Source organism: Enterobacter cloacae complex sp. P2B (assembly GCF_014895985.1).
Classification (GTDB): Bacteria; Pseudomonadota; Gammaproteobacteria; order Enterobacterales; family Enterobacteriaceae; genus Enterobacter; species Enterobacter bugandensis.
The window spans coordinates 310340-335559 of the sequence record NZ_JADBQQ010000022.1 but is presented as its reverse complement, the minus strand read 5'-3'; the positions used below and the strand labels follow the sequence as shown (position 1 = coordinate 335559).

At 54.0% G+C, this 25220-nt stretch carries 29 protein-coding genes; 12 read left to right on the top strand and 17 right to left on the bottom strand.

Annotation, left to right across the window (positions count from 1 at the left end; all coding sequences use genetic code 11):
• Positions 1–19: 19 nt before the first annotated feature.
• The 4 genes from rplT to thrS all read right to left on the bottom strand — a co-directional run bounded on the left by rplT (position 20) and on the right by thrS (position 3196).
• Complete coding sequence (rplT, locus tag IM313_RS20260) at positions 20–376, bottom strand: 50S ribosomal protein L20 (RefSeq protein WP_000124850.1); 357 nt, start codon at positions 374–376, stop codon at positions 20–22.
• 50 nt (positions 377–426) lie between these two features.
• Positions 427–624: a 50S ribosomal protein L35 gene (rpmI, locus tag IM313_RS20255; RefSeq protein ID WP_003030583.1), complete on the bottom strand. Its 198-nt coding sequence runs from the start codon at positions 622–624 to the stop codon at positions 427–429.
• A gap of 97 nt (positions 625–721) precedes the next feature.
• Complete coding sequence (gene infC, locus IM313_RS20250) at positions 722–1264, bottom strand: translation initiation factor IF-3 (RefSeq protein ID WP_023616141.1); 543 nt, start codon at positions 1262–1264, stop codon at positions 722–724.
• A gap of 3 nt (positions 1265–1267) precedes the next feature.
• On the bottom strand, positions 1268–3196 hold the full coding sequence (thrS, locus tag IM313_RS20245) for a threonine--tRNA ligase (protein WP_028012814.1): 1929 nt from the start codon (positions 3194–3196) through the stop codon (positions 1268–1270).
• A 322-nt stretch (positions 3197–3518) separates the two neighbouring features.
• Between thrS and yncL the strand changes: the two genes are divergently transcribed.
• Both yncL and yniD read left to right on the top strand, forming a co-directional pair.
• Complete coding sequence (gene yncL / locus IM313_RS20240) at positions 3519–3611, top strand: stress response membrane protein YncL (protein ID WP_072032007.1); 93 nt, start codon at positions 3519–3521, stop codon at positions 3609–3611.
• A 97-nt stretch (positions 3612–3708) separates the two neighbouring features.
• Positions 3709–3816, top strand: coding sequence for a small membrane protein YniD (gene yniD / locus IM313_RS20235; RefSeq protein ID WP_088205299.1), 108 nt, complete (start codon positions 3709–3711; stop codon positions 3814–3816).
• A gap of 101 nt (positions 3817–3917) precedes the next feature.
• Here the strand turns inward: yniD and IM313_RS20230 are convergent, their stop codons facing one another.
• On the bottom strand, positions 3918–4676 hold the full coding sequence (locus IM313_RS20230) for a YdiY family protein (RefSeq protein WP_028012813.1): 759 nt from the start codon (positions 4674–4676) through the stop codon (positions 3918–3920).
• 296 nt (positions 4677–4972) lie between these two features.
• Here IM313_RS20230 and pfkB point away from each other — a divergent pair, with 296 nt between their 5' ends.
• From pfkB to IM313_RS20215, 3 genes are all read left to right on the top strand, one after another.
• The gene (pfkB, locus tag IM313_RS20225; protein ID WP_041910452.1) at positions 4973–5905 is read left to right on the top strand and encodes a 6-phosphofructokinase II; all 933 of its coding nucleotides are present in this window, start codon (positions 4973–4975) and stop codon (positions 5903–5905) included.
• Between the two features lie 104 nt (positions 5906–6009).
• A complete protein-coding gene (gene ghoS / locus IM313_RS20220) occupies positions 6010–6300 on the top strand; it encodes a type V toxin-antitoxin system endoribonuclease antitoxin GhoS (protein ID WP_028012811.1) in 291 nt (96 codons plus the stop codon).
• Positions 6301–6405: 105 nt separating this feature from the next.
• Complete coding sequence (locus IM313_RS20215; protein ID WP_041910453.1) at positions 6406–7266, top strand: fructosamine kinase family protein; 861 nt, start codon at positions 6406–6408, stop codon at positions 7264–7266.
• 36 nt (positions 7267–7302) lie between these two features.
• On the opposite strand, the gene IM313_RS20210 is transcribed toward IM313_RS20215, so the two are convergent.
• The gene (locus IM313_RS20210) at positions 7303–7839 is read right to left on the bottom strand and encodes a YniB family protein (RefSeq protein WP_049000725.1); all 537 of its coding nucleotides are present in this window, start codon (positions 7837–7839) and stop codon (positions 7303–7305) included.
• Between the two features lie 147 nt (positions 7840–7986).
• Here IM313_RS20210 and hxpB point away from each other — a divergent pair, with 147 nt between their 5' ends.
• From hxpB to tcyP, 4 genes are all read left to right on the top strand, one after another.
• Positions 7987–8658, top strand: coding sequence for a hexitol phosphatase HxpB (gene hxpB / locus IM313_RS20205; RefSeq protein WP_028012808.1), 672 nt, complete (start codon positions 7987–7989; stop codon positions 8656–8658).
• 127 nt (positions 8659–8785) lie between these two features.
• Positions 8786–9547 carry a 2-dehydro-3-deoxy-D-gluconate 5-dehydrogenase KduD gene (gene kduD / locus IM313_RS20200; RefSeq protein ID WP_041910455.1) on the top strand — a complete coding sequence of 254 codons (762 nt, stop codon included), beginning with the start codon at positions 8786–8788 and terminating at the stop codon, positions 9545–9547.
• Positions 9548–9641: 94 nt separating this feature from the next.
• Positions 9642–10232, top strand: coding sequence for a metal-dependent hydrolase (locus IM313_RS20195; RefSeq protein WP_032644865.1), 591 nt, complete (start codon positions 9642–9644; stop codon positions 10230–10232).
• Positions 10233–10361: 129 nt separating this feature from the next.
• Positions 10362–11753: a cystine/sulfocysteine:cation symporter gene (gene tcyP, locus IM313_RS20190; protein ID WP_041910456.1), complete on the top strand. Its 1392-nt coding sequence runs from the start codon at positions 10362–10364 to the stop codon at positions 11751–11753.
• A gap of 48 nt (positions 11754–11801) precedes the next feature.
• Here tcyP and cedA read toward each other — a convergent pair whose 3' ends face one another.
• A complete protein-coding gene (gene cedA / locus IM313_RS20185) occupies positions 11802–12077 on the bottom strand; it encodes a cell division activator CedA (protein WP_223239595.1) in 276 nt (91 codons plus the stop codon).
• 168 nt (positions 12078–12245) lie between these two features.
• Between cedA and katE the strand changes: the two genes are divergently transcribed.
• Positions 12246–14495, top strand: a complete 2250-nt coding sequence (gene katE, locus IM313_RS20180; protein ID WP_048956202.1) for a catalase HPII — start codon at positions 12246–12248, stop codon at positions 14493–14495.
• Positions 14496–14618: 123 nt separating this feature from the next.
• On the opposite strand, the gene chbG is transcribed toward katE, so the two are convergent.
• The 7 genes from chbG to osmE all read right to left on the bottom strand — a co-directional run bounded on the left by chbG (position 14619) and on the right by osmE (position 20470).
• On the bottom strand, positions 14619–15368 hold the full coding sequence (gene chbG / locus IM313_RS20175) for a chitin disaccharide deacetylase (RefSeq protein ID WP_192970935.1): 750 nt from the start codon (positions 15366–15368) through the stop codon (positions 14619–14621).
• A gap of 11 nt (positions 15369–15379) precedes the next feature.
• Positions 15380–16735: a 6-phospho-beta-glucosidase gene (locus tag IM313_RS20170; protein ID WP_028012802.1), complete on the bottom strand. Its 1356-nt coding sequence runs from the start codon at positions 16733–16735 to the stop codon at positions 15380–15382.
• Between the two features lie 109 nt (positions 16736–16844).
• Positions 16845–17687, bottom strand: coding sequence for a transcriptional regulator ChbR (chbR, locus tag IM313_RS20165; RefSeq protein WP_028012801.1), 843 nt, complete (start codon positions 17685–17687; stop codon positions 16845–16847).
• Positions 17688–17692: 5 nt separating this feature from the next.
• Positions 17693–18040 (bottom strand): PTS N,N'-diacetylchitobiose transporter subunit IIA, encoded by a 348-nt coding sequence (gene chbA, locus IM313_RS20160; protein ID WP_028012800.1) that lies wholly within the window; start codon positions 18038–18040, stop codon positions 17693–17695.
• 47 nt (positions 18041–18087) lie between these two features.
• Positions 18088–19446: a PTS N,N'-diacetylchitobiose transporter subunit IIC gene (gene chbC / locus IM313_RS20155; protein ID WP_028012799.1), complete on the bottom strand. Its 1359-nt coding sequence runs from the start codon at positions 19444–19446 to the stop codon at positions 18088–18090.
• An 80-nt stretch (positions 19447–19526) separates the two neighbouring features.
• On the bottom strand, positions 19527–19844 hold the full coding sequence (gene chbB / locus IM313_RS20150) for a PTS N,N'-diacetylchitobiose transporter subunit IIB (RefSeq protein ID WP_014883474.1): 318 nt from the start codon (positions 19842–19844) through the stop codon (positions 19527–19529).
• Positions 19845–20125: 281 nt separating this feature from the next.
• Positions 20126–20470 (bottom strand): osmotically-inducible lipoprotein OsmE, encoded by a 345-nt coding sequence (gene osmE, locus IM313_RS20145; RefSeq protein WP_003857836.1) that lies wholly within the window; start codon positions 20468–20470, stop codon positions 20126–20128.
• A gap of 232 nt (positions 20471–20702) precedes the next feature.
• Here osmE and nadE point away from each other — a divergent pair, with 232 nt between their 5' ends.
• Entirely contained in the window at positions 20703–21527 is an 825-nt protein-coding gene (gene nadE / locus IM313_RS20140; protein WP_045630136.1) for an ammonia-dependent NAD(+) synthetase, read from the top strand.
• Positions 21528–21707: 180 nt separating this feature from the next.
• A complete protein-coding gene (gene cho / locus IM313_RS20135; RefSeq protein ID WP_203435498.1) occupies positions 21708–22586 on the top strand; it encodes an excinuclease Cho in 879 nt (292 codons plus the stop codon).
• Here the strand turns inward: cho and ves are convergent.
• The 3 genes from ves to astE all read right to left on the bottom strand — a co-directional run bounded on the left by ves (position 22564) and on the right by astE (position 25216).
• Positions 22564–23121, bottom strand: coding sequence for an environmental stress-induced protein Ves (gene ves, locus IM313_RS20130; RefSeq protein ID WP_192970933.1), 558 nt, complete (start codon positions 23119–23121; stop codon positions 22564–22566). The genes cho and ves overlap by 23 nt on opposite strands.
• A gap of 297 nt (positions 23122–23418) precedes the next feature.
• Entirely contained in the window at positions 23419–23913 is a 495-nt protein-coding gene (gene spy, locus IM313_RS20125; RefSeq protein WP_028012795.1) for an ATP-independent periplasmic protein-refolding chaperone Spy, read from the bottom strand.
• Between the two features lie 337 nt (positions 23914–24250).
• Positions 24251–25216, bottom strand: a complete 966-nt coding sequence (gene astE / locus IM313_RS20120; RefSeq protein ID WP_192970932.1) for a succinylglutamate desuccinylase — start codon at positions 25214–25216, stop codon at positions 24251–24253.
• Positions 25217–25220: the final 4 nt, after the last annotated feature.

Sequence of the window (25220 nt, the reverse complement as noted above, 5' to 3'; positions counted from 1 at the left end):
GCCCCCTCTCTCAACTGGCTTATGCCAGTGCTGCTTTCGCTTTTTCGACCAGAGCGGTGAACGCTACTTTGTCGAATACTGCGATGTCAGCCAGGATCTTACGGTCGATTTCAACAGAGGCTTTTTTCAGGCCGTTGATGAATTTGCTGTAAGAAATACCGTTCTGACGTGCTGCTGCGTTGATACGCGCAATCCACAGTTGACGGAACTGACGCTTACGCTGACGACGGTCACGGTAAGCGTACTGACCTGCTTTGATAACAGCCTGGAAGGCAACGCGGTATACGCGTGAACGCGCACCGTAGTAGCCTTTAGCTTGTTTCAAAATTTTCTTGTGACGTGCACGTGCAATTACACCACGTTTTACGCGAGCCATATGTGCTCTCCTGTATCTATATTCTTAGTAAAAAATTAAACGTTAACGGCTTATGCGTACGGCAGGCACGCGATAACCAGACCCAGATCGCCTTTAGAAACAAGGCCTTTTGGACGCAGGTGACGTTTACGCTTAGTAGATTTTTTGGTCAGAATATGACGCAGGTTTGCGTGCTTACGCTTAAATCCACCACCACCGGTTTTTTTGAAGCGCTTAGCAGCACCGCGTACGGTCTTAATTTTTGGCATCTTAATAACTTCCACTTCGCATTGTTAAATAAACGAAACATAGGCGAACAAAACCTATGAAACCCGAAGGCTCCACAGATTTTGCTGCTTGAAGGCCTTACTGTTTCTTCTTAGGAGCGAGCACCATGATCATCTGGCGGCCTTCGATCTTCGTAGGGAAGGATTCGACTACTGCCAGTTCACTCAGATCGTCACGGACGCGGTTAAGCACTTCCATACCAATCTGTTGGTGGGCCATCTCACGACCGCGGAAACGCAGTGTGATCTTGGCCTTATCGCCATCTTCCAGAAAGCGAATCAGGCTGCGGAGTTTTACCTGATAATCGCCATCGTCGGTACCAGGACGGAATTTGATTTCCTTAACCTGGATAACTTTTTGCTTCTTCTTCTGTTCCTTAGAAGACTTACTCTTTTCATAAAGGAACTTGCCGTAGTCCATGATACGACAAACTGGCGGTTCGGCGTTAGGGCTGATTTCAACTAAATCTACTCCAGCTTCTTCAGCCTTTTCGATCGCTTCTCTCAGACTCACAATCCCCAGCTGCTCGCCTTCCAGACCTGTTAAGCGAACTTCCTGGGCGCGAATCTCGCCATTGATACGATTCGGACGTGCCGTTTGAACTCGTTTTCCGCCTTTAATACCTTATTCCTCCAGTTGTTGAAGACTGCGGCTGCGAATCTCTTGTTGCAGCTTCTCAATCACTTCACTTACGTCCAGGCTGCCCAGGTCTTTACCACGGCGGGTGCGAACGGCAACTTTGCCTGCTTCCACCTCTTTATCACCACAGACCAACATATACGGGACACGACGTAAAGTGTGCTCGCGGATTTTAAAGCCAATCTTCTCATTTCTCAAGTCTGCTTTTACGCGAATGCCCGCATTTTGTAGTTTCTGCGTCAATTCTTTAACGTAATCTGCCTGAGAATCGGTAATGTTCATCACCACGACCTGCACTGGCGCAAGCCAGGTTGGGAAGAAGCCCGCGAACTCTTCGGTCAGGATGCCGATGAAGCGCTCCAGAGAACCGAGAATAGCACGGTGAATCATGACCGGTACCTGACGCTCGTTGTCTTCGCCAACATAAGAGGCGCTTAAACGCTGCGGCAGGGAGAAGTCCAGCTGTACAGTACCGCACTGCCATGCGCGATCGAGGCAGTCATACAGGGTAAATTCAATTTTCGGACCGTAGAATGCGCCCTCGCCCAGCTGGTATTCGAACGGAATACCGTTCTCTTCCAGCGCTACGGCGAGATCCGCTTCTGCGCGATCCCAGGTCTCATCGCTACCGATACGTTTTTCCGGACGCGTTGAGAGTTTGACCACGATCTTCTCGAAGCCAAAGGTGCTGTACATATCGTAGACCATACGAATACAGGCGTTAACTTCATCACGGACCTGATCTTCAGTACAGAAGATATGCGCATCATCCTGAGTAAAGCCACGCACGCGCATCAGACCGTGCAGCGCACCTGATGGCTCGTTACGGTGGCAGCTACCGAACTCCGCCATACGCAGCGGCAGGTCGCGGTAGGATTTCAGACCCTGGTTGAAGATCTGAACGTGGCCCGGGCAGTTCATTGGCTTGATGCAGTATTCACGGTTCTCGGACGAGGTGGTGAACATCGCATCTTTGTAGTTGTCCCAGTGGCCGGTTTTTTCCCACAGCACACGGTCCATCATGAACGGGCCTTTCACTTCCTGATACTGGTACTCTTTCAGCTTGGAACGTACGAACGTTTCCAGTTCACGGAAGATAGTCCAGCCATCGTTATGCCAGAACACCATACCCGGCGCTTCTTCCTGCATGTGGTACAGGTCAAGCTGCTTACCGATTTTACGGTGGTCACGCTTCGCGGCCTCTTCCAGGCGCTGCAGGTACGCGTTCAGGGCTTTCTTATCCGCCCACGCGGTACCATAGATACGCTGCAACATCTTGTTGTTGCTGTCACCACGCCAGTAGGCGCCGGCGATCTTCATCAGTTTGAAATGATGACAGAAGCGCATGTTCGGCACGTGCGGTCCACGGCACATGTCGACGTATTCTTCATGATGGTACAAGCCAGGCTTGTCATCATGAGCAATGTTTTCATCGAGAATAGAGACTTTATAGCTTTCGCCACGCTTGACGAAGGTTTCACGCGCTTCGTGCCAGCTGACTTTCTTCTTGATGACGTCATAGTTGGTCTCGGCGAGCTCGTGCATACGTTTTTCGAGCGCGTCGATATCTTCCTGGGTCAGGGTGTGGTCAAGATCAACGTCGTAGTAGAAACCGTTGTCGATAACCGGACCGATCGCCATTTTGGTGTTTGGCCACAGCTGCTTGATAGCATGACCCAACAGGTGTGCGCAGGAGTGACGAATGATCTCCAGACCTTCTTCGTCTTTCGCGGTGATGATTGCAAGCGTCGCATCGTTTTCAATCAGATCGGACGCATCAACCAGCTCACCGTTCACACGGCCGGCGATGGTCGCTTTCGCGAGGCCAGGACCGATGTCCAGGGCGACATCCATAGGGCTAACAGCGTGGTCGAAATGGCGTTGGCTGCCATCAGGAAGAGTAATTACAGGCATTTTATATCCTTATTTGCAGTGATGCCCCACACATAAGAGCATATACAAAGAAAATAATCGTGATTTGACAATAGATTACGACACCATCTGACCAACAATCGTCAAATTGGTTCGTCATCATGCACCTGCCGAATTCAGATTAATGCGGATTTACGGCAAGCGACGTAATGTTAACACTATCAGCAAGGAGATTGCACCCTCTGCAGCCAGAATGATGGGCTGGCACGTAGCGTAAATTTGCAGATTGCATCTCTCCGGCGCTCGCATTTCAGACATGCTGGGCTACTCTTGAACATGCCTTTTATATCAACAGGTGCATACCATGAATGTATCCAGTAGAACGGTTGTGATTTTGAACGTCCTTTCCGCAACAGGTTTAGTGTTGATCCTCGCCGAACGATTCCACTGGTTCTGAGCCGACCCCTTGTTGGCATAACTCGATCGCTCCCGGGAAGGCGCATCTTTTGGCCCCGTTTGATAGACTATGCGTATCAACGAACAAGGATTAGGTTATGCCAACAAAACGATTTGCCGTAAAACACTGGAAAATGGTGCTGGTGCTGGTTGCCATCTGCGGTGCAATGCTGTTATTTCGGTGGGCGGCAATGATTTGGGGCTAAGTACAAATAAAAATAAATGCCGTTGCGCGTGATGAGAATTTATTGGCGCGGGTTAACCATAATAATGAAAACGGGCCGACACTTTCATCGGCCCGCTATGATTACATTTTATAGCCCAGCGAAATCGTGGTTCTGCGATCGGTATGATCCGGTGCCGTTTCTGGCGGTGAAGAGTTCCAGGTCACGTTGTAGGCCAATTTCAAACCGAAGTGTTCATTGATAGCCACATTCAAAGCGCTTTCGGAATTCAGCGTCGTATCCTCGGCACCAAACACAGAAACACCCTGCGTAAATTTGGTGTTGTCGGTCATCTGCCAGGCATACGTGCCGGAAGCATAGCCCAGCGGCTGGGTTTCATTTTCGCCATTGGTGTACTCGTCATAGCGGACACCAGGACCGAATTCGAAACGGAGGCTGTGTACCGGACCATTCAGGAACTGACGACCATAACCGGCGGTGAACACATCGCGCTGGCGATAGCCGTTGAAGCGGTCGGTTAACCAACTTGCCTGACCAAAGATGTAGTCATAGTCGGTCATGTTGTAACGGCTACGTCCACCGACCGCGTATTTCTCGGATGAGCGTTCATCGTTAGCGGACGTGTTGCTGGCATTTCCCCACAGCGACCATGCAGTGGTATTGCCGTACCAGGTCAGGGTGCTGTCCGCCGTCAGAGAAGAGCTTTTCGTATTACCCGATTGGGCGAGATACCCGGCGTTCAGGTTACCTTCAAACGGTTTTTTGGCAGTGGAGGGATCGTCCATGACAGTAAAAACGGTGTCATCGGCGGCTGCATTCAGTGATGCAAAAACGCCACCCGCCAGCATCAGTGCTGCGGGTACTGTCTTCAAAAGCTTCATTTTATTTAAGGAGTCCGTACAACAAAAAAAGAGACCACCACGGTCTCGGAAACTTTCTTGAGGATCAATGACAAGGCGTCCAGAGAAAGGTAACAAATTATAAAAAGGCGCAAATAACATAGCAATATTTTCTTATTTCATTTTTTGAATAAGAACGATCTCAAAACGCGTTTTATTTTATATATCCCTCATCGCATTTATGTCAGCATTCATTTTTAAAATCATACTGTTATTTACATTGCCTTCCTGTCGATCGGTGCCAGGCTTAAAAGAACCCATGCTAAAAGGAGGTTATGATGGCTTCTATTTATACGCTGACGCTCTCCCCTTCCCTCGACTCCGCGACCATAACGCCGCAGATTTACCCGGAAGGTAAACTACGCTGTAGCGCACCCGTATTTGAGCCGGGCGGCGGCGGGATTAACGTTGCGCGCGCGATTACCCACCTCGGCGGTAAAGCGACTGCCATCTTTCCGGCCGGTGGTGCCACGGGGGAGCATCTTGTTGCCTTGCTGGCCGATGAACAGGTTGCCGTGGATACCGTAGACGCCAAAGACTGGACCCGGCAGAACCTGCATGTCCACGTTGAGTCCAGCGGGGAACAGTATCGTTTCGTTATGCCAGGCGCCAGGCTGAGCGATGATGAGTTTCGTCAGCTGGAAGAGAAGGTGCTAACCATTGAAAGCGGCTCGCTGCTGGTCATCAGCGGTAGCCTGCCGCCAGGCGTCAAAACAGAAAAGCTGACAGCACTGGTTGATGCCGTACTTCAGCGCGGCATTCGCTGCATTGTCGACAGTTCAGGCGAAGCCCTGCAGGCGGCATTAGAACCCGGACAGCTTGAGCTGGTTAAGCCTAACCAGAAAGAGCTGAGTGCGCTTGTTAATCGCGAACTTAGCCAGCCGGATGACGTGCGTACTGCCGCAGAAGAACTGGTTCGCAGCGGCAAAGCGCACCGCGTTGTCGTCTCTCTCGGTCCTCAGGGTGCGCTGGCCGTCGACAAGACGGGCTTTGTGCAGGTTGTTCCGCCCCCAATGAAGAGCCAGAGCACCGTCGGCGCAGGCGACAGTATGGTCGGCGCGATGGCGCTGAAGCTGGCGCAGGGTGCATCACTTCTGGAGATGACGCGCTATGGCGTCGCGGCGGGGAGTGCCGCCACCATCAATCAGGGAACGCGCCTGTGTTCGCTTGCCGATACACAGAAAATCGTCGATTACCTGTCACGAAGCTAACCGATATATCCCCCTCCTGACCGAGGGGGAATATCTGTGGAAGTCGCCAAATATGGCGTATCGACTATGCTAAAAAAACTTTCAGGATAACAACGAGGTGAATTATGAGCAGTGGTGATATCACCCGCTACGTCGTGACCATCAGCCTTCATGAAGCATCGCTGACCGAGCTTAACGAGCTCAACAATGCCTTTACACGGGCGAATTTCCTGCTCACGCTAACGGATGACGAAGGTCATATTCATGATTTAGGCACCCTGGCGTTTGGCCTGATCGCAGCCCTGAGTGAAGAAGAGGTGCATGCGCTGGCCGCCAGCCTGGTGGAAAGCGTGACCGACAAGCCTGCCGACATCACCGTGGAGACGTGGGAACGCTGGCAGAAAAAAGAACAATAAGTGCCCTGCATGAAATTAATCCGCTCAGGTGTGCGTTAGTTCGTATTTTTTTACCGCAGTTATGCGCTAACTTTATGATCTGGCAGACAACATGGGAGAGTCAACATGTGGCAGGCTATCAGTCATCTTTTACATGAGCAATTGGGTGAAGGTGAAATTGAACTGCGTAACGAGCTGCCGGGCGGGGAAATTCACGCCGCGTGGCATTTACGCTACGCAGGACGCGATCTGTTCGTTAAATGCGACGAGCGAGAGCTGCTCCCGATTTTTACCGCTGAAGCCGATCAGCTTGAACTGTTGTCCCGCAGTAAAACGGTGACGGTACCTGAGGTGCTGGCCGTGGGCAGTGACCGGGACTACAGCTTTCTGGTGATGGACTATCTCCCTGCCCGCCCGTTGGACGCCCATAATGCCTTTATTCTCGGGCAACAGTTAGCGCGTCTGCACCAGTGGAGCGACCAGCCCCAGTTTGGTCTCGACTTCGACAACGACCTTTCCACCACGCCGCAGCCCAATGCCTGGCAGCGCCGCTGGTCGACGTTCTTTGCCGAGCAGCGCATCGGATGGCAGCTTGAACTGGCCGCAGAGAAAGGGCTGGAATTTGGCAATATTGATGCCATCGTCGAGCATGTGCAACAGCGCCTGGCCTCCCACCAGCCTCAGGCGTCTTTGCTGCACGGTGATTTATGGTCCGATAACTGCGCGCTGGGCCCCAACGGCCCGTATATCTTCGACCCGGCCTGCTACTGGGGCGACAGAGAGTGCGATTTGGCCATGTTGCCCCTGCATCCCGAACAACCGCCGCAAATATACGATGGGTATCAGTCTGTCTCCCCCCTGCCGCCGGACTTCCTTGAGCGCCAGCCCGTGTATCAGCTCTATACGCTGATGAACCGAGCCATTCTTTTTGGCGGGCAACATCTGGTCAACGCCCAGCGCGCGCTTGAACGCGTGCTTGCGGCTTAAAGACAAAACGGGTGGCCTTGCCGCCACCCTAATTCGTTACAGAAAACCGAGCAGTGAGAAGAAGAAATATCCCGCCACGATGATGATAACCGGCAGGATATAGAGCGGGAAAATTTGCAGGAAAATGGTGTGACGAGGCACCACAATGCGGGATTCAATCTGCTCCCGGCTCATTCCTTCAGGACCTTTCGCCTTCTCAAGGATAAGCTGATCTTCCACCCCTTCCCGTAAAAAACGGGTCTGGCGACTCATTCGTGCGCCCGATGCCTGCAGCGCCATCGCAATAAAAATCAGCGCATAGATAATCCAGAACCCAATATTCAGCTGCTGGTGAAAGTCCGGCGTTGGCGAGTTGAACCAGAAGACGTTCAGGAACGGGGTGTTAAACCGCACCATCTCAATCATGACATGCGCAAAATCAAGCATTACCGCATTAATGCCCGGCTGTTTTTCGCTGTGATCGTACATAAACTTCAGCACGGATATCAGCGTAGAAATGACGGCAGGAATAAAAATCACCCAGCCTGCAATACGTTTTAAGACAGCAATGCGTCCAGCTTGTTGATACGTCATCAGTTCCTCTTCATAAAGACGCGTGATTTGAGCCTAAGTCTACCTGCTGGACATCAATTTCGCCCGCTCTTTAAAAGCAATATGCTAAATTGCAGACTGTGCTTAGCACTTATCGTCTGTCGAACACCTGGATAAGGAGACGTTGTGATGTCGACACCGCGCCAGATACTTGCCGCTATTTTTGACATGGATGGATTACTGATTGATTCCGAGCCGTTGTGGGATCGCGCCGAGCTGGACGTGATGGCCAGCCTGGGCGTTGATATCAGTCGCCGTAATGAACTTCCCGACACGCTGGGCCTGCGTATTGATATGGTCGTTGACCTGTGGTACGCCCAACAGCCGTGGGTTGGGCCCGATCGCGACGAAGTCACCTCGCGTATTATCAGCCGCGCCATCGCGCTGGTGGAGGAGAACAAGCCGCTCTTGCCGGGCGTACATGAGGCTGTCGCGCTGTGCAAGTCTCAGGGGCTGAAGGTTGGCCTGGCTTCCGCTTCACCGCTGCATATGCTGGAAAAAGTGCTGATCATGTTTGAGCTGCGCGACAGTTTTGACGCCCTGGCGTCTGCGGAAAAACTGCCCTACAGCAAGCCGCATCCGCAGGTCTATATGGACTGCGCCGCGAAGCTGGGTCTTGATCCGCTTACCTGCGTCGCGCTGGAAGATTCAGTAAACGGCATGGTGGCCTCCAAAGCCGCGCGTATGCGCTCCATTGTGGTTCCCGATGAAGAAAACCGCCACGATCCCCGGTATGCTCTTGCCGACGTTAAGCTGAATTCGCTGGCTGAACTGACGGTACAACACCTGCGCGGCGAATAGCGCCCCTCCTACAGGCAGCGTCATGCTGCCTGATAAAAACAAAACACAGTTTCATTTCGTTTGCTTTTCTCATCCCTGCCTCCTATCTTTAACGTCAACACGACGATAACCAGCTTCTGAGGCGCGTATGATACTGGACACCTTTACTCTTTCAGGCAAAGTGGCCCTCATCACCGGGTGCGATACCGGGCTGGGGCAAGGCATGGCTATTGCGCTGGCGCAGGCAGGTTGCGATATCGTTGGGGTAAATCGCAAAGCTCCAGAGAAAACGGCCAGCGCCGTCACCGCCCTGGGAAGACGTTTTGTGGCTATTCGGGCCGATCTGAGCCAGCAGGAAAATCTTCAGTACGTCGTGGACACCGCCGTGGCGGAGATGGGACGAATTGATATTCTGGTGAACAATGCCGGGACGATTCGCCGGGAGGAGGCTCTGACGTTCAGCGAAAAAGACTGGGATGACGTTATGAACCTGAATCTCAAGTCGCTCTTTTTCCTCTCTCAGGCGGTCGCTAAGCGATTTATCACCCAGGGCCAGGGCGGCAAAATTATCAATATCGCCTCTATGCTCTCCTTTCAGGGCGGCATTCGCGTGCCGTCGTATACCGCCTCGAAAAGCGGCGTACTGGGGATCACGCGCCTGCTGGCAAATGAGTGGGCGCTACATGGCATCAACGTGAATGCCATCGCGCCGGGCTACATGGCGACGAACAACACGCAGCAGCTGCGCGATAACGAACAGCGTAACGCGGAGATCCTTGACCGCATCCCGGCGGGTCGATGGGGAGTACCGGATGACCTTCAGGGGCCGGTCGTCTTTTTAGCCTCCCCCGCATCAGATTATGTGAATGGTCACACCTTAGCCGTCGATGGCGGCTGGCTGGCGCGCTGAGGCGCGTTTGTGACAAACAGTTACACCGTCACCTCTTTCGCCCACTGTATAAAAACCCTATACTGTATAAATTGACAGTTTCGTGGGTTTTATCATGACGGCGGAAGGCCACCTGCTTTTTTCAATTGCGTGCGCAGTATTTGCCAAAAACGCAGAACTTACTCCCGTGCTTGCACAGGGAGACTGGTGGCATATTGTCCCTTCCGCCGTTTTAACCTGTCTGCTGCCCGATATTGACCACCCAAAATCCTTCCTCGGACAGCGCCTGAAGTGGGTGTCGAAGCCCATCGCCCGCGCGTTCGGCCACCGCGGGTTTACCCACAGCCTGCTGGCCGTTTTTGGCCTGCTTACGCTTTTCTATTTAAAAGTCCCTGAAAGCTGGATAGTGCCGGGCGATGCCATTCAGGGCATGGTGCTGGGTTATTTAAGCCATATCCTCGCCGATATGCTGACACCCGCAGGCGTGCCGTTGCTGTGGCCCTGCCGCTGGCGTTTCCGTTTTCCGATCCTTGCGCCGCAGAAAGGGAATCAGCTCGAACGCGTGCTGTGCATGGCGCTATTTGCGTACGCCGTCTGGATGCCGCAAACTTTGCCCGAAAACAGTGCAGTGCGCTGGTCTTCCCAGATGATCAATTCGCTGCAATTTCAGTTCAATCGTTTTATTCATCACCAGATTGAACAGTAAACCAACAAAATCATTCCATTTGTCATAAACCATTCCATTTGGATATAAGCGCCACATCACACTTCTGCTAACCTTCCGCCAACAGGATCGGGAAAAACCGATCCCACATAATAAATCAGGAGAACGGGGATGAATTTTCCACTCATCGCGAACATAGTCGTGTTCGTCGTATTACTATTGCTTCTCGCGCAGGCGCGCCACAAACAGTGGAGCCTGGCGAAAAAAGTACTGGTCGGTCTGGTCATGGGTGTGGCGTTTGGTCTGGCCTTACACGCCGTCTACGGCTCCGATAGTCCGGTACTGAAAGAGTCCATTCAGTGGTTCAACATTGTCGGTAACGGCTACGTCCAACTGCTGCAGATGATCGTTATGCCGCTGGTGTTCGCCTCTATTCTGAGCGCCGTAGCCCGTCTGCACAACGCAACTCAGCTGGGTAAAATCAGCTTTCTGACCATTGGTACGCTGCTCTTTACCACGCTGATTGCCGCGCTGGTGGGGGTGCTGGTTACCAACCTGTTTGGCCTGACGGCCGAAGGTCTGGTTCAGGGTACCGCTGAAACGGCGCGTTTGACCGCAATTCAAACCAACTACGTGGGTAAAGTGGCTGATCTGACGGTTCCGCAGATGGTCCTCTCCTTCATTCCGAAGAACCCGTTTGCTGACCTGACCGGTGCAAGCCCAACCTCTATCATCAGCGTGGTGATCTTCGCGGCATTCCTGGGCGTGGCTGCGCTTAAGCTGCTGAAAGACGACGCGCCGAAAGGCGAACGCGTACTGACGGCGATTGATACCCTGCAAAGCTGGGTGATGAAGCTGGTCCGTCTGGTCATGCAGCTGACGCCATACGGCGTTCTGGCACTGATGACCAAAGTGGTAGCCGGCTCTAACCTGCAGGACATCATTAAGCTGGGCAGCTTCGTAGTCGCCTCTTATCTGGGCCTGGGCATTATGTTCGTGGTGCACGGTATCCTGCTGGGCGTGAACGGCGTCAGCCCGCTGAAATACTTCCGCAAAGTATGGCCGGTACTGACCTTTGCCTTCACCAGCCGTTCCAGCGCAGCGTCTATTCCGCTGAACGTTGAAGCACAGACCCGTCGTCTGGGCGTGCCGGAATCTATCGCCAGCTTCTCTGCCTCCTTTGGTGCTACCATCGGTCAGAACGGCTGCGCGGGTCTCTACCCGGCGATGCTGGCGGTGATGGTTGCCCCAACCGTGGGTATCAACCCGCTGGATCCGGTCTGGATCGCCACGCTGGTCGGGATTGTTACCATCAGCTCCGCCGGCGTTGCAGGTGTCGGCGGCGGTGCAACCTTCGCCGCGCTGATTGTGCTGCCCGCGCTGGGCCTGCCCGTCACGCTGGTCGCCCTGCTGATCTCCGTTGAACCGCTGATCGACATGGGCCGTACCGCGCTGAACGTGAGCGGCTCCATGACTGCCGGTACGCTGACCAGCCAGTGGCTGAAGCAGACCGACAAAGCCATTCTGGAAAGTGAAGACGACGCCGAGCTGGCGCACCGTTAATCTCGATAGAAATAAAAAAACCGCCTGATGGCGGTTTTTTTATGGCTGTTATTCTTCAACCTCTTCATCCTGGCGGATTTGCGTCGCCCATCGCTGGGCTGACTCCGGCACGGAAAACGCCGGCGACCGGCGGAAATGCTCCCCCATCAGGACAAAAGCCACATATTTACCGCGAAGCAGCCAGACATCACGAAAACCATCCACTTTCAGGGCATGGTCAGGCGGCGCGGGCTCAACGCGGGGCACATAGCTAATAACCTGGCGGTTTTGTTGACGAAGAGGTTTCATAAGCGACGGATTCACTAAAGCAAATTCTTGAAGCAGGAAAATTCTATGATAGCCGATCCTGCTGCCTTACGTCGCGCTCCGAGTGGGTGAGATGGCTCCTTTCGTTAATAACGTCATGTGAAAAACGCTTAGTTAGCGAGCTATCTCACGACATTGTTCTATCCTTAATAGGGTTTTTAGCAATGGATAAAGGAGAAGCGTGCAATGTCGAACAAAGATAAATCACATCAATCACCGATTCATGGCACTGAAGAATCTCAACCGGGTATGGACTCTCTCGCCCCTGCTGACGGCTCTCACCGCCCCTCGCCGGGCCCATCAGCCCCTGGCGAACAACCAACCGCGCCGGGAAGCATGAAATCGCCGGACACCGGAAACGAGAAGCTGAAATCGCTTGAGCCACACCGTAAAGGCGGCGAAGGTTTTGCACTCACCACCAATCAGGGCGTGCGCATTGCTGACGATCAAAACTCCCTTCGCGCAGGCGCGCGCGGGCCAACCCTGCTGGAAGATTTCATCCTGCGGGAAAAAATTACCCATTTTGACCACGAGCGAATTCCGGAACGCATCGTTCACGCGCGCGGTTCTGCGGCGCACGGCTACTTCCAGCCCTATAAAAGCCTGAAAGCGATCACCAAAGCGGATTTCCTCTCCGACCCGGATAAAATCACGCCGGTCTTTGTGCGTTTCTCCACCGTGCAGGGTGGCGCAGGTTCGGCAGATACGGTGCGTGATATCCGCGGCTTTGCCACCAAGTTTTATACCGAAGAGGGTATTTTCGATCTGGTGGGCAATAACACCCCAGTGTTTTTCATTCAGGATGCGCATAAATTTCCTGACTTTGTCCATGCGGTAAAACCGGAGCCCCACTGGGCCATACCCCAGGGACAAAGTGCGCACGATACCTTCTGGGACTATGTCTCCCTGCAGCCTGAAACCTTACACAACGTGATGTGGGCGATGTCCGACCGTGGGATCCCGCGCAGCTATCGCACGATGGAAGGGTTCGGTATTCATACCTTCCGCATGATCAACGCGGAAGGAAAAGCCACGTTTGTGCGCTTCCACTGGAAGCCGGTAGCGGGCAAAGCCTCGCTGGTATGGGATGAGGCGCAGAAGCTCACCGGGCGCGATCCGGACTTCCATCGCCGCGAACTGTGGGAATCCATTGAAGCGGGTGACTTCCCGGAATATGAACTGGGCTTACAGCTGATCCCGGAAGAAGACGAGTTTAAGTTCGATTTCGACCTGCTTGACCCGACAAAACTCATCCCTGAGGAGCTGGTGCCCGTTCAGCTGGTGGGGAAAATGGTGCTTAACCGCAACCCGGATAATTTCTTTGCCGAAAACGAGCAGGCCGCGTTCCACCCGGGCCACATCGTCCCCGGACTGGATTTCACCAACGATCCGCTCTTACAGGGACGCCTGTTCTCGTATACCGATACGCAGATTAGCCGTCTTGGCGGGCCGAACTTCCACGAGATCCCGATTAACCGCCCAACCTGCCCGTACCATAACTTCCAGCGCGACGGGATGCACCGTCAGGATATTGATACCAACCCGGCAAACTATGAGCCGAACTCCATCAACGACAACTGGCCGCGAGAAACCCCGCCGGGGCCGAAACGCGGCGGATTCGAATCGTACCAGGAGCGTATCGACGGCAACAAAATTCGCGAGCGCAGCCCCTCGTTCGGTGAGTATTACGCCCATCCTCGCCTGTTCTGGAACAGCCAGACGCCGATTGAGCAACAGCACATCATCGGCGGCTTTAGCTTCGAACTGAGCAAAGTGGTGCGCACCTACATCCGCGAGCGCGTGGTCGATCAGCTGGCGCACATTGATATTCAGCTTGCCCAGAGCGTGGCGGATAACCTTGGTATCACGCTAACGGACGAACAGCGTAACCTTGCACCACCGAAAGAGGTTAACGGCGTGAAGAAAGATCCATCGCTGAGCCTGTATGCGGTGCCGGGTGGTTCAATTAAGGGCCGCGTAGTCGCCATCCTGCTGAACGACAAAACCCGCGCCAGCGACGTGCTGGGGATTATGCAGGCGCTAAAAACCCAGGGCGTACACGCCAAACTGCTCTATTCCCGCATGGGTGAAGTGACCGCCGATGACGGCTCCGTGCTGCCGGTCGCGGCGACCTTTGCCGGTGCGCCGTCGCTGACCGTCGATGCGGTGATCGTGCCGTGCGGGGATATTGCCAGCCTGCTGACCAACGGCGACGCCGTCTATTATCTGCTGGAAGCCTATAAGCACCTGAAGCCCATTGCGCTGTCCGGCGACGCGCGTCAGTTTAAGGCGCAACTGAAGGTTGCCGAGCAGGGTGAGGACGGCATTGTCGAGGGCGATAGCGTTGACGATGCCTTTATGACGAAGCTGTTTGATTTGCTCGCCGCGCACCGCGTCTGGTCGCGCAGCAGTAAGATCGATCAGATTCCGGCCTAAAAACCATTCCCGGTTGTGCGGCCTGATGCCCTCACCACGCCCCTCTCCCACGGGAGAGGGAGAAAACAATAAAAACGGTAACCCAGGTTACCGTTTTGCTTTTACCGCGCCACCCGGCACTTCTTACAGATCCCCAAACGTCCCCAACCGATACCCACGCTCGGCAATCGCATACTTCAGCGACGGCGACGTCAGGACATCCAGCTCCGCCAGGCGAGGCCAGCAATAGGCGCTCTTACGCACGGTGTTATCGACAAAGGCAGGATGCGCCATAACCTCCAGCGACCGTTGCCCCCGCGCGGCAGAATCATCCAGCACCTTCAGGAACAGCGCTTCGTCGATCTCGTCACCGTAAAAGGCGCTGCTGAACCCCTCAGTTGTTGTCACGGCACAGTCCGGCACGCCCTGCGCCTCACGATCCACGCGCATCGCCACGCCTTTGCGTTGGGCAAACACCGCAACAATCGGGAAAATCGCCGGGATCATGTGCACATGATGGTGGCTGTCGATATGCGTCGGCGCCTTGCCAAAAAGATCAACAAAGCGGTTGTACTGGCAGTCCAGCTCACGGGCAATCTCTTCGAGGGGCAGAGCGTCCTGCTCCGCCAGCTCCCAAATCCATTTCCCCAGCAGACCGTCACGCGTCAGGCCCGGCATGGGCGAAAGCGGCATCCCGAGCGTCAGCACAAAATGCATGCCGACACCCAGCTCTGGCACCTCGCGGCTCAGCTGCGCCGCGTGTTCAACCGCCTCACCGTTCACCAGTGCCGTTGTAGAGGTCACTACCCCGCGGCGACAGGCTTCAATAATGCCGTAGTTCTGGCCTTTCGAAAGGCCAAAGTCATCAGCATTAACGATCAGCAGGTTTTCCATTGCGCGTCCTCTCAGTGTTGTTTGAACTTCAGCTTCTCAATCGTGGCGGCAAAGTTCGGCAACCATTTTTCATGCGCCAGGATCATCTCGCTGGCCAGCTGCTCCGCATCGCGGTCGGAATGCACCAGCGGGCTGAGGTTCAGCGCCAGAAGCACGTCATTGAGTTCACCGCTCAGCGCCGCATTGCTCGCCGCCACTTCAAAGCCTTTGATGGTGTGGATCAGGCCCATAACTTTGTCGTCGAAGTGGGTGATACGTGGATGCGGTTTAGCCCCCTCGCGCCCCAGAATGCAGGTCATCTCGACGGCCCAGTCAGCCGGGATATTGTCGATATGGCCGTGATGCGGCACGTTAACATAGTGCTCCGCCTGCTTGTCGTTGTAGATGGCGTTGATCACTTCACACGCTGCATCGGAGTAATAGGCCCCACCGCGCTGCTCAAGCGCTTTCGGTTTGACGTTCAGGTTCGGATCTTTATATAAATCGAACAGCTGCTTCTCAACTTTCTGAACGATTTGCGCACGCGCGCCGCCCTTATAGTACTCGCCCATTTCGATAGCCAGCATCTCTTTCTGCTTGAAGTAGTAAAGCAGGTACGAGCACGGCAGCAGATTCAGCGAGCGGATCAGCCCTTCGCTGAACGGCAGGTCAAAGATGTTCTTCACGGAGGCCGCGGTCAGGCGACCGGAAGCCACGCCGTCGAGCAGTTCGGCAAAGCGCGATTTTCCGTTCACGATGACGTCTTTAATGAACACCATGTGGTTCAGGCCGAACAGATCGATTGAGAGATCGTCACTGTCGGTCAGCTCCAGCACGTCGCGGATAAACATCTTCATGCCGATCGGGATATTACAGACGCCGATAAAGCGTTTGAAATTGGTATGACGATATACCGCCTCGGTCACCATTCCGGCCGGGTTAGTGAAGTTAATCACCCACGCGTTCGGGCAGATCTCTTGCACATCTTTGACGATGTCGAAAATCACCGGAATGGTACGCAGGCCTTTGAACAGGCCGCCCGCGCCGTTGGTCTCCTGCCCCAGGTAGCCGTGGCTCAGCGGAATACGCTCGTCCAGCTCGCGCGCTTTTAGCTGGCCGACGCGCAGCTGAGTGGTAACGAAATCCGCATCTTTCAGCGCCAGGCGACGATCGAGGGATTTATGCACGGTCATAGGCACGCCCGCTTTCTCAACCATGCGCTTGCACAGGTCGAAAATAATATCCAGCTTCTCCTGACCTTCCTCAACGTCCACCAGCCATAATTCGCTGACCGGTAATTCATGATAACGTTTCAGAAAACCTTCGAGTAATTCCGGGGTATAGCTGCTGCCGCCACCAATGGTTACGACTTTTAATTTCTTTTGCATAATATCTCCCTTAGCGTATCAGGTTAATCGCCTGCAAGGTATAGCGTACTCTTCCCGCTATTTGGGCAAGCCATTAAAGCAATATTTATGGCGGGTAATCCGCCGAAAGTTAATTAATTACCGTTAAATTCTTCCGGTAGCTGTTCGGTGTGAATGAGGTCAACTTCTTAAAAGTTTTAATAAACAGGCTGGGACTGCTATATCCTGACTCATAGGCAATATCGGTGACAGAATAGTTGGTAATCTCCAGCTGTTTTTTGGCAAAATTAATGCGGATTTCATTAATTATTTGCACCGGCGTTTTACGATAATAACGCTGCGTCGCGCGGGTCAGATATTCCTGGGATTTCCCCGAGAGGGATACCATATTTTCCAGCGCATTTTCGCTGAACTGGCCTTTATCGTGCATCAGTTCCACGGTGCTGCGCAGCCACTGTGGAACATCATCCGTCACCTGCTGCTCTTCACGGTGATGCCGCAACCGGTTCATCACGTAGAAGGTCACCGTTTCAATAAATTCATCAAACTCATTGTCGCGGAAGTTAAGCGAGGCGATGACCGTTTCAATCCAGGTCATGAACTCGTTTTTCACACGATATACCTGGGACGCCACAAAGCAGAACGGCACCAGCGGCAGATAGTGCTTCTCAAAGAAGCGTCTGCTGACGCCCACGTTCAGAATGCGGGTCGCGCCAAATTCGTAAAAGCTCTGGTGATAGGAACCCATCGGCAGGAAGACAAAATCCCCTCGCTCCAGCAGGACGCGCTTACCGTTGATCTCCTGGTAGTAGCGGCCGGTCAGAACAATCGTGAACTCATAGTAGTCATGCTGGTGCAGACCGCTGGCGCTCTCCGTCTTGTTGTAGATTACCACGTGAAAATTTTTGCCATTAAACAGTTGCTGTTCAAATGCGGTTTTGATTTCCATCGTGCTGACCTCCTGCTGCTCAATCCGACCTAGTGCATTTTCTCGTGAAGCTCAATCAACTCCGCCACCAGCTCACGCGCCAGCATGGACGTCATCAGGTGATCCTGAGCGTGTACCAGCACCAGGCTGACCTTCATCTTCCCTTCGCCCTGGTCGCTTTCAATCAGCTTTGTCTGCACCAGGTGCGCTTCGTTCAGGGCCGTGCGGGACTGCTCCATCATGGTTTTCGCGGCGGCGAAATCGCCCTGCTTGGCCTGCTTCAGTGCGGCATACGCCAGGCTGCGCGCCTGCCCGGAGTTGATGATAAGGCCCATCACCACTTCTTCGAGATCGTTCTCTGCGGCTTCGTCTGCGACGATACTATCCAAATCTAACATGTTTTAGCTCCTTGTGGCTGGCGCGGGCTTCCCCGCGCCGGTCAATCTTAGAATTTCAGTGAGAGGGCAATTTCCTCTTCGCTCTCTTCTTCATCAATGATGGTGGCAGCTTTGTTCGCAATCGCCACGAACGGCATGTACAGCAGGGTGGCAATCCCGAGGTTGAATATCGCCAGCAGGAAGGCCGCGACGCTACCGTTGGTGTTAAAGAAGGCGCCCAGACCTGCCGGCATGGTCCACGGAGCGATGTTGGTGATCGGTGGAATAATACCCATGTAGTAGGCCGTCAGGGTGATCGCTGCCAGCAGCGGCTGCACCAGGATGAACGGGATAAACATTACCGGGTTCATGATGATTGGCAGACCGAACAGAATCGGCTCGTTAATCTGGAAGATGCCTGATGGCAGGGCCAATTTCGCCACCTGACGATAGTCAGCGCGACGAGAGACAATAAAGACCGCGATGATCAGACCCAGGGTCGCCCCGGTACCACCCAGGAAGATATAGGAGTCAAGCATCGGCTTCGCCCACACATGGAAGGTTTTACCTGCCGCCAGCGCCGCGTCAACGGAGCCGTACTGCTGGTAAAGCGCAACGTTTTCCAGTGCCCATGGGGTCATAATTCCGCTGTCCAGCGCGGCCAGTGCCAGTGAACCATGCACGCCGAAGAACCACAGCAGAGAGGTGAAAATCACATACGCCCAACCGACCACGCCACCCATCGACGCCAGCGGCGTAGAGATAGAGTCCATGATGATCTGGTGGAAGTTCGTGCCCCAGTGAGAGAGCGCCCAGGCGATAATCCCCATGATGGAGAGGATAATGAAGCCTGGGATCAACGCGGAAAATGAACGAGAAACGGAGGCCGGCACGCTATCCGGCAGGCGGATAACCCAGTTGCGACGGATAATAAAGGTGAACATTTCTGCCACCACCAGGCCGATAACAATACCGGAGATGATGTTGGCTCCGCCCAGCCAGTTTGCGCCAACGGCGTAGGCTTCACCCACGCTGTAAGGCGTGACGGTCATAAACGCGGCAACGGATAATAATCCGGCGGCCAGCGGATCCACTTTCCGCTCTTCAGCCAGCGCCATCCCAATAAAGAAAGGCGCCATCAGCGACATAATACCCAACGTACCGTTATATACGTTGCCGCCGATGGCTTTAAAACCGTTAAGGGTTTCAATAGTGGAAGCGTCTAACCGAATTCCTAATGAATAAAAGAAGGAACCTTCACCAAAGCTCAGAAAAACGTTGTTAATTAAAACGAACATGGCCCCGGCCAGCGTCAACGGCATTAATTTAATAAAACCGTTTTTGATGGCATTAACGTGAGGCTGCTTTCCTATTTTAACAGCAAAAGGAAGGAGTACCTTTTCAAGTGAAGCGATGACTTTACTCATAGGAAAATACCCTTAAATGCCGTAACGCATGTTACGGCGTAATTGTGTGTGAAATAACTCTTTGACGGGAAAAATAAAAATTAATTAGCAGCTTTTTTAATGGCTGCCACAGCAGCTTTAAGTACACCTAAACCATCGATCTTGCCGTACAGCCCCGAGTCGATCACCTCGACCGGTTTATTCGGTAGCAGTCGTTGAATTTCGGGCAACATATAGGCAATTTGCGGCCCCAGTAACACAACATCGGCTTTCTGGCCTTTTTCGCCCGCCAGCGTTTCCGGAAACGCTTCAATCACCACAGGAACTTCATACTTTTCAGCCTGCGCGCGCATCTTTGACACCAGAAGCGAGGTTGACATGCCCGCTGAGCAGAACAGGTAGATATGTTTCTTTTCCATCATAATTTCCCTCTTGTATGACTACCTGCCGTCGCGCTATCACTCGACTCGCTGTCCCGGCAGACAGGTAGCTTGCGTACTGTTGTTTATCGTTGAAGTGAGTATACGCAATGGTACAGAGGGGAGATAATTCTGGATAGGCCTAAATTGTCTCTCATTGACCTGGCTTGTTGACTACCTTCACATTTCAGGCAAATAATTCGCGCAAAGAAATAAGATTAACGTATGAATAAAAAAACCGGCCCAGAGGCCGGTTTGTTAACATCTTCAGGCAAGCAGGGTTACTGCGCCTTAGGTGCCTGCGGATCGGTGTCGTATTCAGCACAGGTCTGATAGCCGGAGTTAATCACATGTCCGGTATCATCCAGCGCGACGAAGTAGGTTTCTGCCTTACCATCACGTTGACCCAGGATATAAGTCTGACACGTACCGCGCGCGTGAATCATGGTCACTTCAGAAGAAGGCTTGCCGGCGATCGCAGCCACCTGCGAACGTGTCATCCCTTTTTTAACGTCTTTAACCACGGGCTGGGTAAACTGATCCTTGGTGCGATCGTAAGCCGTACACCCTGCCAGCATCGTCAGTACCGCCGCTGCGCTAAGAATTCCTGCTACGTTCTTGTTCATATTCCGTCCTCTTGTTTATCAGCGTGTTATCTAAGCATGGGATAAAAAGTACTATTGTTCAACTTTGTGATTTACGCCAGACGAATTTCGGAAAATTCTAATAAAACAACGATAAGCTGCTAAATCGCCGCAAATTAACGCACTCGAAACTGTGATCCTTGTCGTTTTCCGCCCAAAGGGTTAGTTTTAACAGTTAACACATTCTGTTTATGTTCTGCATACGGAGGGCATGATGGCTCTGCAACAAGAGATTATTCAGGCGCTGGGCGCTAAGCCTGCGATAGATGCACAGGAAGAGATCCGCCGCAGCGTGGATTTTTTAAAGTCGTACTTAAAAAAGAACGCTTTCCTGAAATCCCTGGTGCTGGGCATCAGCGGCGGGCAGGACTCTACCCTGACGGGTAAACTCTGCCAGATGGCGATTTCAGAGCTTCGTGAAGAGACGGGCGACGAAGCGCTGCAGTTTATCGCCGTGCGTCTGCCTTACGGGGTTCAGGCGGACGAACAGGACTGCCAGGACGCCATCGCGTTCATCAAGCCCGATCGCGTGCTTACCGTCAATATCAAAGCCTCGGTGCTGGCAAGCGAGCAGGCGCTGCGCGAAGCGGGCATTGAATTAAGTGATTTTGTGCGCGGCAACGAGAAAGCGCGCGAGCGCATGAAAGCGCAGTACAGCATCGCCGGGATGACCAAAGGCGTTGTGGTAGGCACCGACCATGCGGCAGAAGCGATCACCGGTTTCTTCACCAAATACGGCGATGGCGGCACCGACATCAACCCGATTTTCCGTCTCAACAAGCGTCAGGGCAAGCAGCTGCTCGCCGCGCTGGGCTGCCCTGAGCACCTGTACAAGAAAGCACCAACAGCGGATCTGGAAGACGATCGCCCTTCCCTGCCGGATGAAGCGGCCCTTGGCGTCACCTATGACAACATTGATGATTATCTGGAAGGCAAAACGCTGGATGAAGGTACCGCGAAAATTATCGAGGGCTGGTACCTGAAAACCGAGCACAAGCGCCACACGCCAATTACGGTGTTTGACGATTTCTGGAAATAAACGCAAAACGGTAACCCAGGTTACCGTTTTTTGTGTTTGCGCCCTCTCCCGTGGGAGAGGGTTGGGGTGAGGGCATCAGGCCGCACGTCATGGCCGGGTGAGGCGTAGCCGCCACCCGGCTCTTTTTTAACCACAGCACACCTGCTACACTGTATACCTGAACAGTATATGGAGCAGTATGTGAGCAGGCGTCAATCAGCCCCGCGTCTTGAGTTTGAAGCGGCGGCTATCTATGAATATCCCGAACATCTTCGCCCCTGGCTTGAGGCGCTGCCCAAACAGCCGGGCGTGTACATCTTTCACGGTGAAAGCGAGACCCTGCCGCTCTACATCGGCAAAAGCGTTAACATTCGCAGCCGGGTGTTATCCCACCTGCGCACCCCGGACGAGGCCGCCATGCTGCGCCAGTCGCGACGCATTACCTGGTTCCAGACGGCGGGAGAAATGGGCGCGCTGTTGCTGGAAGCCCGGCTGATAAAAGAGCAGCAGCCGCTCTTCAATAAGCGCCTGCGCCGCAACCGCCAGCTCTGCTCCCTGCAGATCGCCGACGGCAAGCCGCAGGTCGTCTATGCCCGCGAGGTCGATTTCTCCCACGCCCCGAATCTCTTCGGGCTGTTCGCAAACAAGCGTGCCGCCCTGCAGTCTCTGCAGGCGCTCGCGGACGAGCTGCAGCTTTGCTATAGCCTTTTAGGGCTAGAGGGTACCACGCGGGGCCGCGCCTGTTTCCGCTCCGCTCTGAAGCGCTGCGCAGGCGCCTGCTGCGGAAAAGAGAGCGTTGAGGCGCATCACGCCCGGCTCCTCGCGGGACTGGCCGGGATCAGCGTCAACTGCTGGCCGTGGGACGGCGCCGTTGCGCTAAAAGAAGTGGGTGAAACCATGACGCAGTATCACATCGTCAATAACTGGCTCTGGCTGGGGGCTGTCGATGATTTAAGCGACGCGGCAACCCTGCTGCGCACCCCCGCGGGATTCGACCACGACGGCTACAAAATCCTCTGCAAGCCCGTATTAGCGGGCAAGTTCGAGATCATCGCGCTCATTGACCCGGCAGCCAGTTAATTTCACTGAACAGCAGGGTGCCCTGAGACTCCAGCAGACGCAGAGTATGGGTCCCCTCCTGCCAGCTGGCGCCCTGATCGGCCGTGAGCAATTTATCACCCAATTGCCACGCCCCGCTTAATACAAACACCACGCCCCCGCGCGAGCCAAAGGTGGTAAAAGTACGATCGGCAACCCGCACCTTCGCCTGACAGCAGTCGCGCCGGGTCATGATGTTGAAATCCATCGCCATCCTGCCATCGGAAAGCAGCGCCTTCACCGGCAAATCGCCGGCAAAACTGTAAGGCTGATGCTGTTTAAGGGTATGGCAGAACGCCTGACCGGCATCCAGCGTCACCTCCCCGCCTTCCAGCAGGGTAATGACCCGGTCGACACCGGGAAACGAGGAGAATTCGCCGTTGCTGGCGATGGTCGCAATACTGGCACGCCAGAAAAAATCGCGCGTCGCGGGAGGGATACAGCAAATTTCTCGCGTTTCGCCGGCACCATTGCGCCAGAGGCTGACCGGCATCTTACGAATATCAAAGAACTCCATCACCACTCCTGAATGGCACAACCCGTGCCAGGGCAAGGATATCGCTACCCCTGCAGTCTTGTTTGTTATCGTTAGGTATTCACAGACACAGTATCGGCAGCAGAGCGGGCAGGCCTTAGCGGAACGTTAATAAAAATGCTAACGCCATGACTCTACAGACATTCTCTGAAGCGACTACAGGAGAATACCGCGCTGGCGGCGGCAGGCAAGAGGGCAGAATAGAAAAACCGCCGGTCCTGTCCACAGCGATTTCGCTTTTGTGGACAGGATCCCGGCGGTCTTAAGAGAGTGAACCGATTATTCGGTTGGTGCTGGCATTTTACCTTCCATCGCCGGACGTTCTGTCAGACGCTTCTCAAAATTGGCATTAAACTGTTTTTTCTGTTCCGGGGTCAGAATGTTGTAGATCTTGTTCTGGGTTTCCATGTGGGCCAGCATGCGGGCTTTGTGCTGCTCGGCCATTTTGTCGATCTGCGCTTCGGCTTTCGCCTTATCGAAGCTGTCGCTGGCAATAATGTCATGCATTGCGCGGCGCTCTTCCAGCGGAGGACGCTTCATCTGGTCACGCTGGCTTTTCATGATGTCGCGGATCTGCTGCTTCTGCGCGTCCGTCAGGTTCAAATCTTTGAACATCATCATCTCGTGGTGCATACCCGGCTTGCCTTTATGATGCATCATCATTTTGCCTTCAGCTGGCGCGGCGGTGGTGGTTGCGGTATCTGCGGCGAACGCCATGCTGGTAGCGCCCAGAGCCAGGGTAGAAGCAACAAACAGTGCAGTAAACTTACGCATAATTTATTTCCTTTCTTTCAGTTATTCTTCGGCGCTATGCCGTGTTGACGAGATTAACTTTACGGGGTTTATCGTCAATTAATCAGAGCAACGGTAAAACAATGAAAGTGTAAAAAACAATTTTTCGCCAAATGTGGAGGAAATAAGGATAAAGCGTGGAGAGTTGCAACAAGAAATATTCAATACGATGATTTTAAAGCTATTTAGCAGAAGTATAACGAAGTGACGGTGAATAATAAAGCAATTTGCCAGGAATATTCCGTAAAAGAAATCAGAGCGCTTTAATCGCTAAGAAAACATATTTACTTCCCCTCCCGGATGGTGAGAGGGGAAAGGTTCAGGTGAGTTTTTCCAGCATCAGACCGGCCCGCAGGCCAAACGCTACGGAGGGGTTGGGGAACAGCACATATTCGGTGGTTTTCTGCACCTCGTAACGCTCTTCGCCATCTTCCGCCAGCAGAGCCCCTTTGCGAAACGGCGTGAAGTTCAGGGTGTGCGCGGCCATGTGAAGCTGGAAAGCCTCGCTGCGGCGGGTGATCTGCTGTACGACCCGGTAACGCTCAACGGGCTGATGTGCGTGCTCGGTAGCCGTCCCACCGAGCAGCGCCCGAAGCGCGAGCTCCGTAGGCGCAAAGCGCGTGAGATCGTTCTGTCCGAACGGTAGCGCTTTTCCCAGCTCCAGCGTACAGGACAGCGCGCCAAACCGTTCGCAAGTGAAGTGACTAAAGGTCCCGCCCGGCGACTGATGAAACACCAGCGCCTCCAGCCCGGCATCCCCCAGCCAGCTCAGAAACGCTTCATCCCACGGCTGATTGCGCTGCGGCAGAACGCCGAATCTGACATGGTAAGAGGCGCGGATCGCCGTATGCAGATCCAGATGCCAGCGCGCCGGTCCCGCCGCGGCAAAAAACGTCGTCACGACGTTCTCCAGCCACTGCGCGCGCGCCGTTTCGTCACTCTGCGGAAACTGCGACCAGCGCCCGCCGAACATGCGGTTAATGTCGCTGACCAGATACCGTTTGTTTTGCGCCAGCGCAGGCGGATTGCCAAGCACCACCAGCACGCGGCACGCAAGGGCGATCTCGCCGCGATACAGCGCGCGCAGCAGCCCATCGACGATCTCAACGGGTGCAGTTTCATTCCCGTGGATCCCCGTGGAAAGCAGCAGCGATAACGCGCTGCTGGCCTTCGGCGTCAGCTCAAGCACCCCGCGCCCCAGCCACCGCCAGCGGAATGAGGGGCCTTCCCCCTCACTCTGGTCCGGCGTTTCATCGGCCAGGGTCAGCGCGAGTAAATTCTCCATATCC

Bases quoted from the DNA above. Each gene is read 5' to 3' on its own strand.
- chbC (WP_028012799.1), bottom strand. From the start codon at position 19,446: ATGAGTAAAGTCATCGCTTCACTTGAAAAGGTACTCCTTCCTTTTGCT.
- thrS (WP_028012814.1), bottom strand. From the start codon at position 3,196: ATGCCTGTAATTACTCTTCCTGATGGCAGCCAACGCCATTTCGACCAC.
- tcyP (WP_041910456.1), top strand. From the start codon at position 10,362: ATGAATTTTCCACTCATCGCGAACATAGTCGTGTTCGTCGTATTACTA.
- kduD (WP_041910455.1), top strand. From the start codon at position 8,786: ATGATACTGGACACCTTTACTCTTTCAGGCAAAGTGGCCCTCATCACC.
- pfkB (WP_041910452.1), top strand. From the start codon at position 4,973: ATGGCTTCTATTTATACGCTGACGCTCTCCCCTTCCCTCGACTCCGCG.
- IM313_RS20230 (WP_028012813.1), bottom strand. From the start codon at position 4,676: ATGAAGCTTTTGAAGACAGTACCCGCAGCACTGATGCTGGCGGGTGGC.
- IM313_RS20210 (WP_049000725.1), bottom strand. From the start codon at position 7,839: ATGACGTATCAACAAGCTGGACGCATTGCTGTCTTAAAACGTATTGCA.
- ghoS (WP_028012811.1), top strand. From the start codon at position 6,010: ATGAGCAGTGGTGATATCACCCGCTACGTCGTGACCATCAGCCTTCAT.
- yncL (WP_072032007.1), top strand. From the start codon at position 3,519: ATGAATGTATCCAGTAGAACGGTTGTGATTTTGAACGTCCTTTCCGCA.
- spy (WP_028012795.1), bottom strand. From the start codon at position 23,913: ATGCGTAAGTTTACTGCACTGTTTGTTGCTTCTACCCTGGCTCTGGGC.
- rpmI (WP_003030583.1), bottom strand. From the start codon at position 624: ATGCCAAAAATTAAGACCGTACGCGGTGCTGCTAAGCGCTTCAAAAAA.
- chbA (WP_028012800.1), bottom strand. From the start codon at position 18,040: ATGTTAGATTTGGATAGTATCGTCGCAGACGAAGCCGCAGAGAACGAT.
- chbB (WP_014883474.1), bottom strand. From the start codon at position 19,844: ATGGAAAAGAAACATATCTACCTGTTCTGCTCAGCGGGCATGTCAACC.
- astE (WP_192970932.1), bottom strand. From the start codon at position 25,216: ATGGAGAATTTACTCGCGCTGACCCTGGCCGATGAAACGCCGGACCAG.
- rplT (WP_000124850.1), bottom strand. From the start codon at position 376: ATGGCTCGCGTAAAACGTGGTGTAATTGCACGTGCACGTCACAAGAAA.
- ves (WP_192970933.1), bottom strand. From the start codon at position 23,121: ATGGAGTTCTTTGATATTCGTAAGATGCCGGTCAGCCTCTGGCGCAAT.
- katE (WP_048956202.1), top strand. From the start codon at position 12,246: ATGTCGAACAAAGATAAATCACATCAATCACCGATTCATGGCACTGAA.
- nadE (WP_045630136.1), top strand. From the start codon at position 20,703: ATGGCTCTGCAACAAGAGATTATTCAGGCGCTGGGCGCTAAGCCTGCG.
- hxpB (WP_028012808.1), top strand. From the start codon at position 7,987: ATGTCGACACCGCGCCAGATACTTGCCGCTATTTTTGACATGGATGGA.
- yniD (WP_088205299.1), top strand. From the start codon at position 3,709: ATGCCAACAAAACGATTTGCCGTAAAACACTGGAAAATGGTGCTGGTG.
- IM313_RS20170 (WP_028012802.1), bottom strand. From the start codon at position 16,735: ATGCAAAAGAAATTAAAAGTCGTAACCATTGGTGGCGGCAGCAGCTAT.
- IM313_RS20215 (WP_041910453.1), top strand. From the start codon at position 6,406: ATGTGGCAGGCTATCAGTCATCTTTTACATGAGCAATTGGGTGAAGGT.
- osmE (WP_003857836.1), bottom strand. From the start codon at position 20,470: ATGAACAAGAACGTAGCAGGAATTCTTAGCGCAGCGGCGGTACTGACG.
- IM313_RS20195 (WP_032644865.1), top strand. From the start codon at position 9,642: ATGACGGCGGAAGGCCACCTGCTTTTTTCAATTGCGTGCGCAGTATTT.
- chbG (WP_192970935.1), bottom strand. From the start codon at position 15,368: ATGGAAAACCTGCTGATCGTTAATGCTGATGACTTTGGCCTTTCGAAA.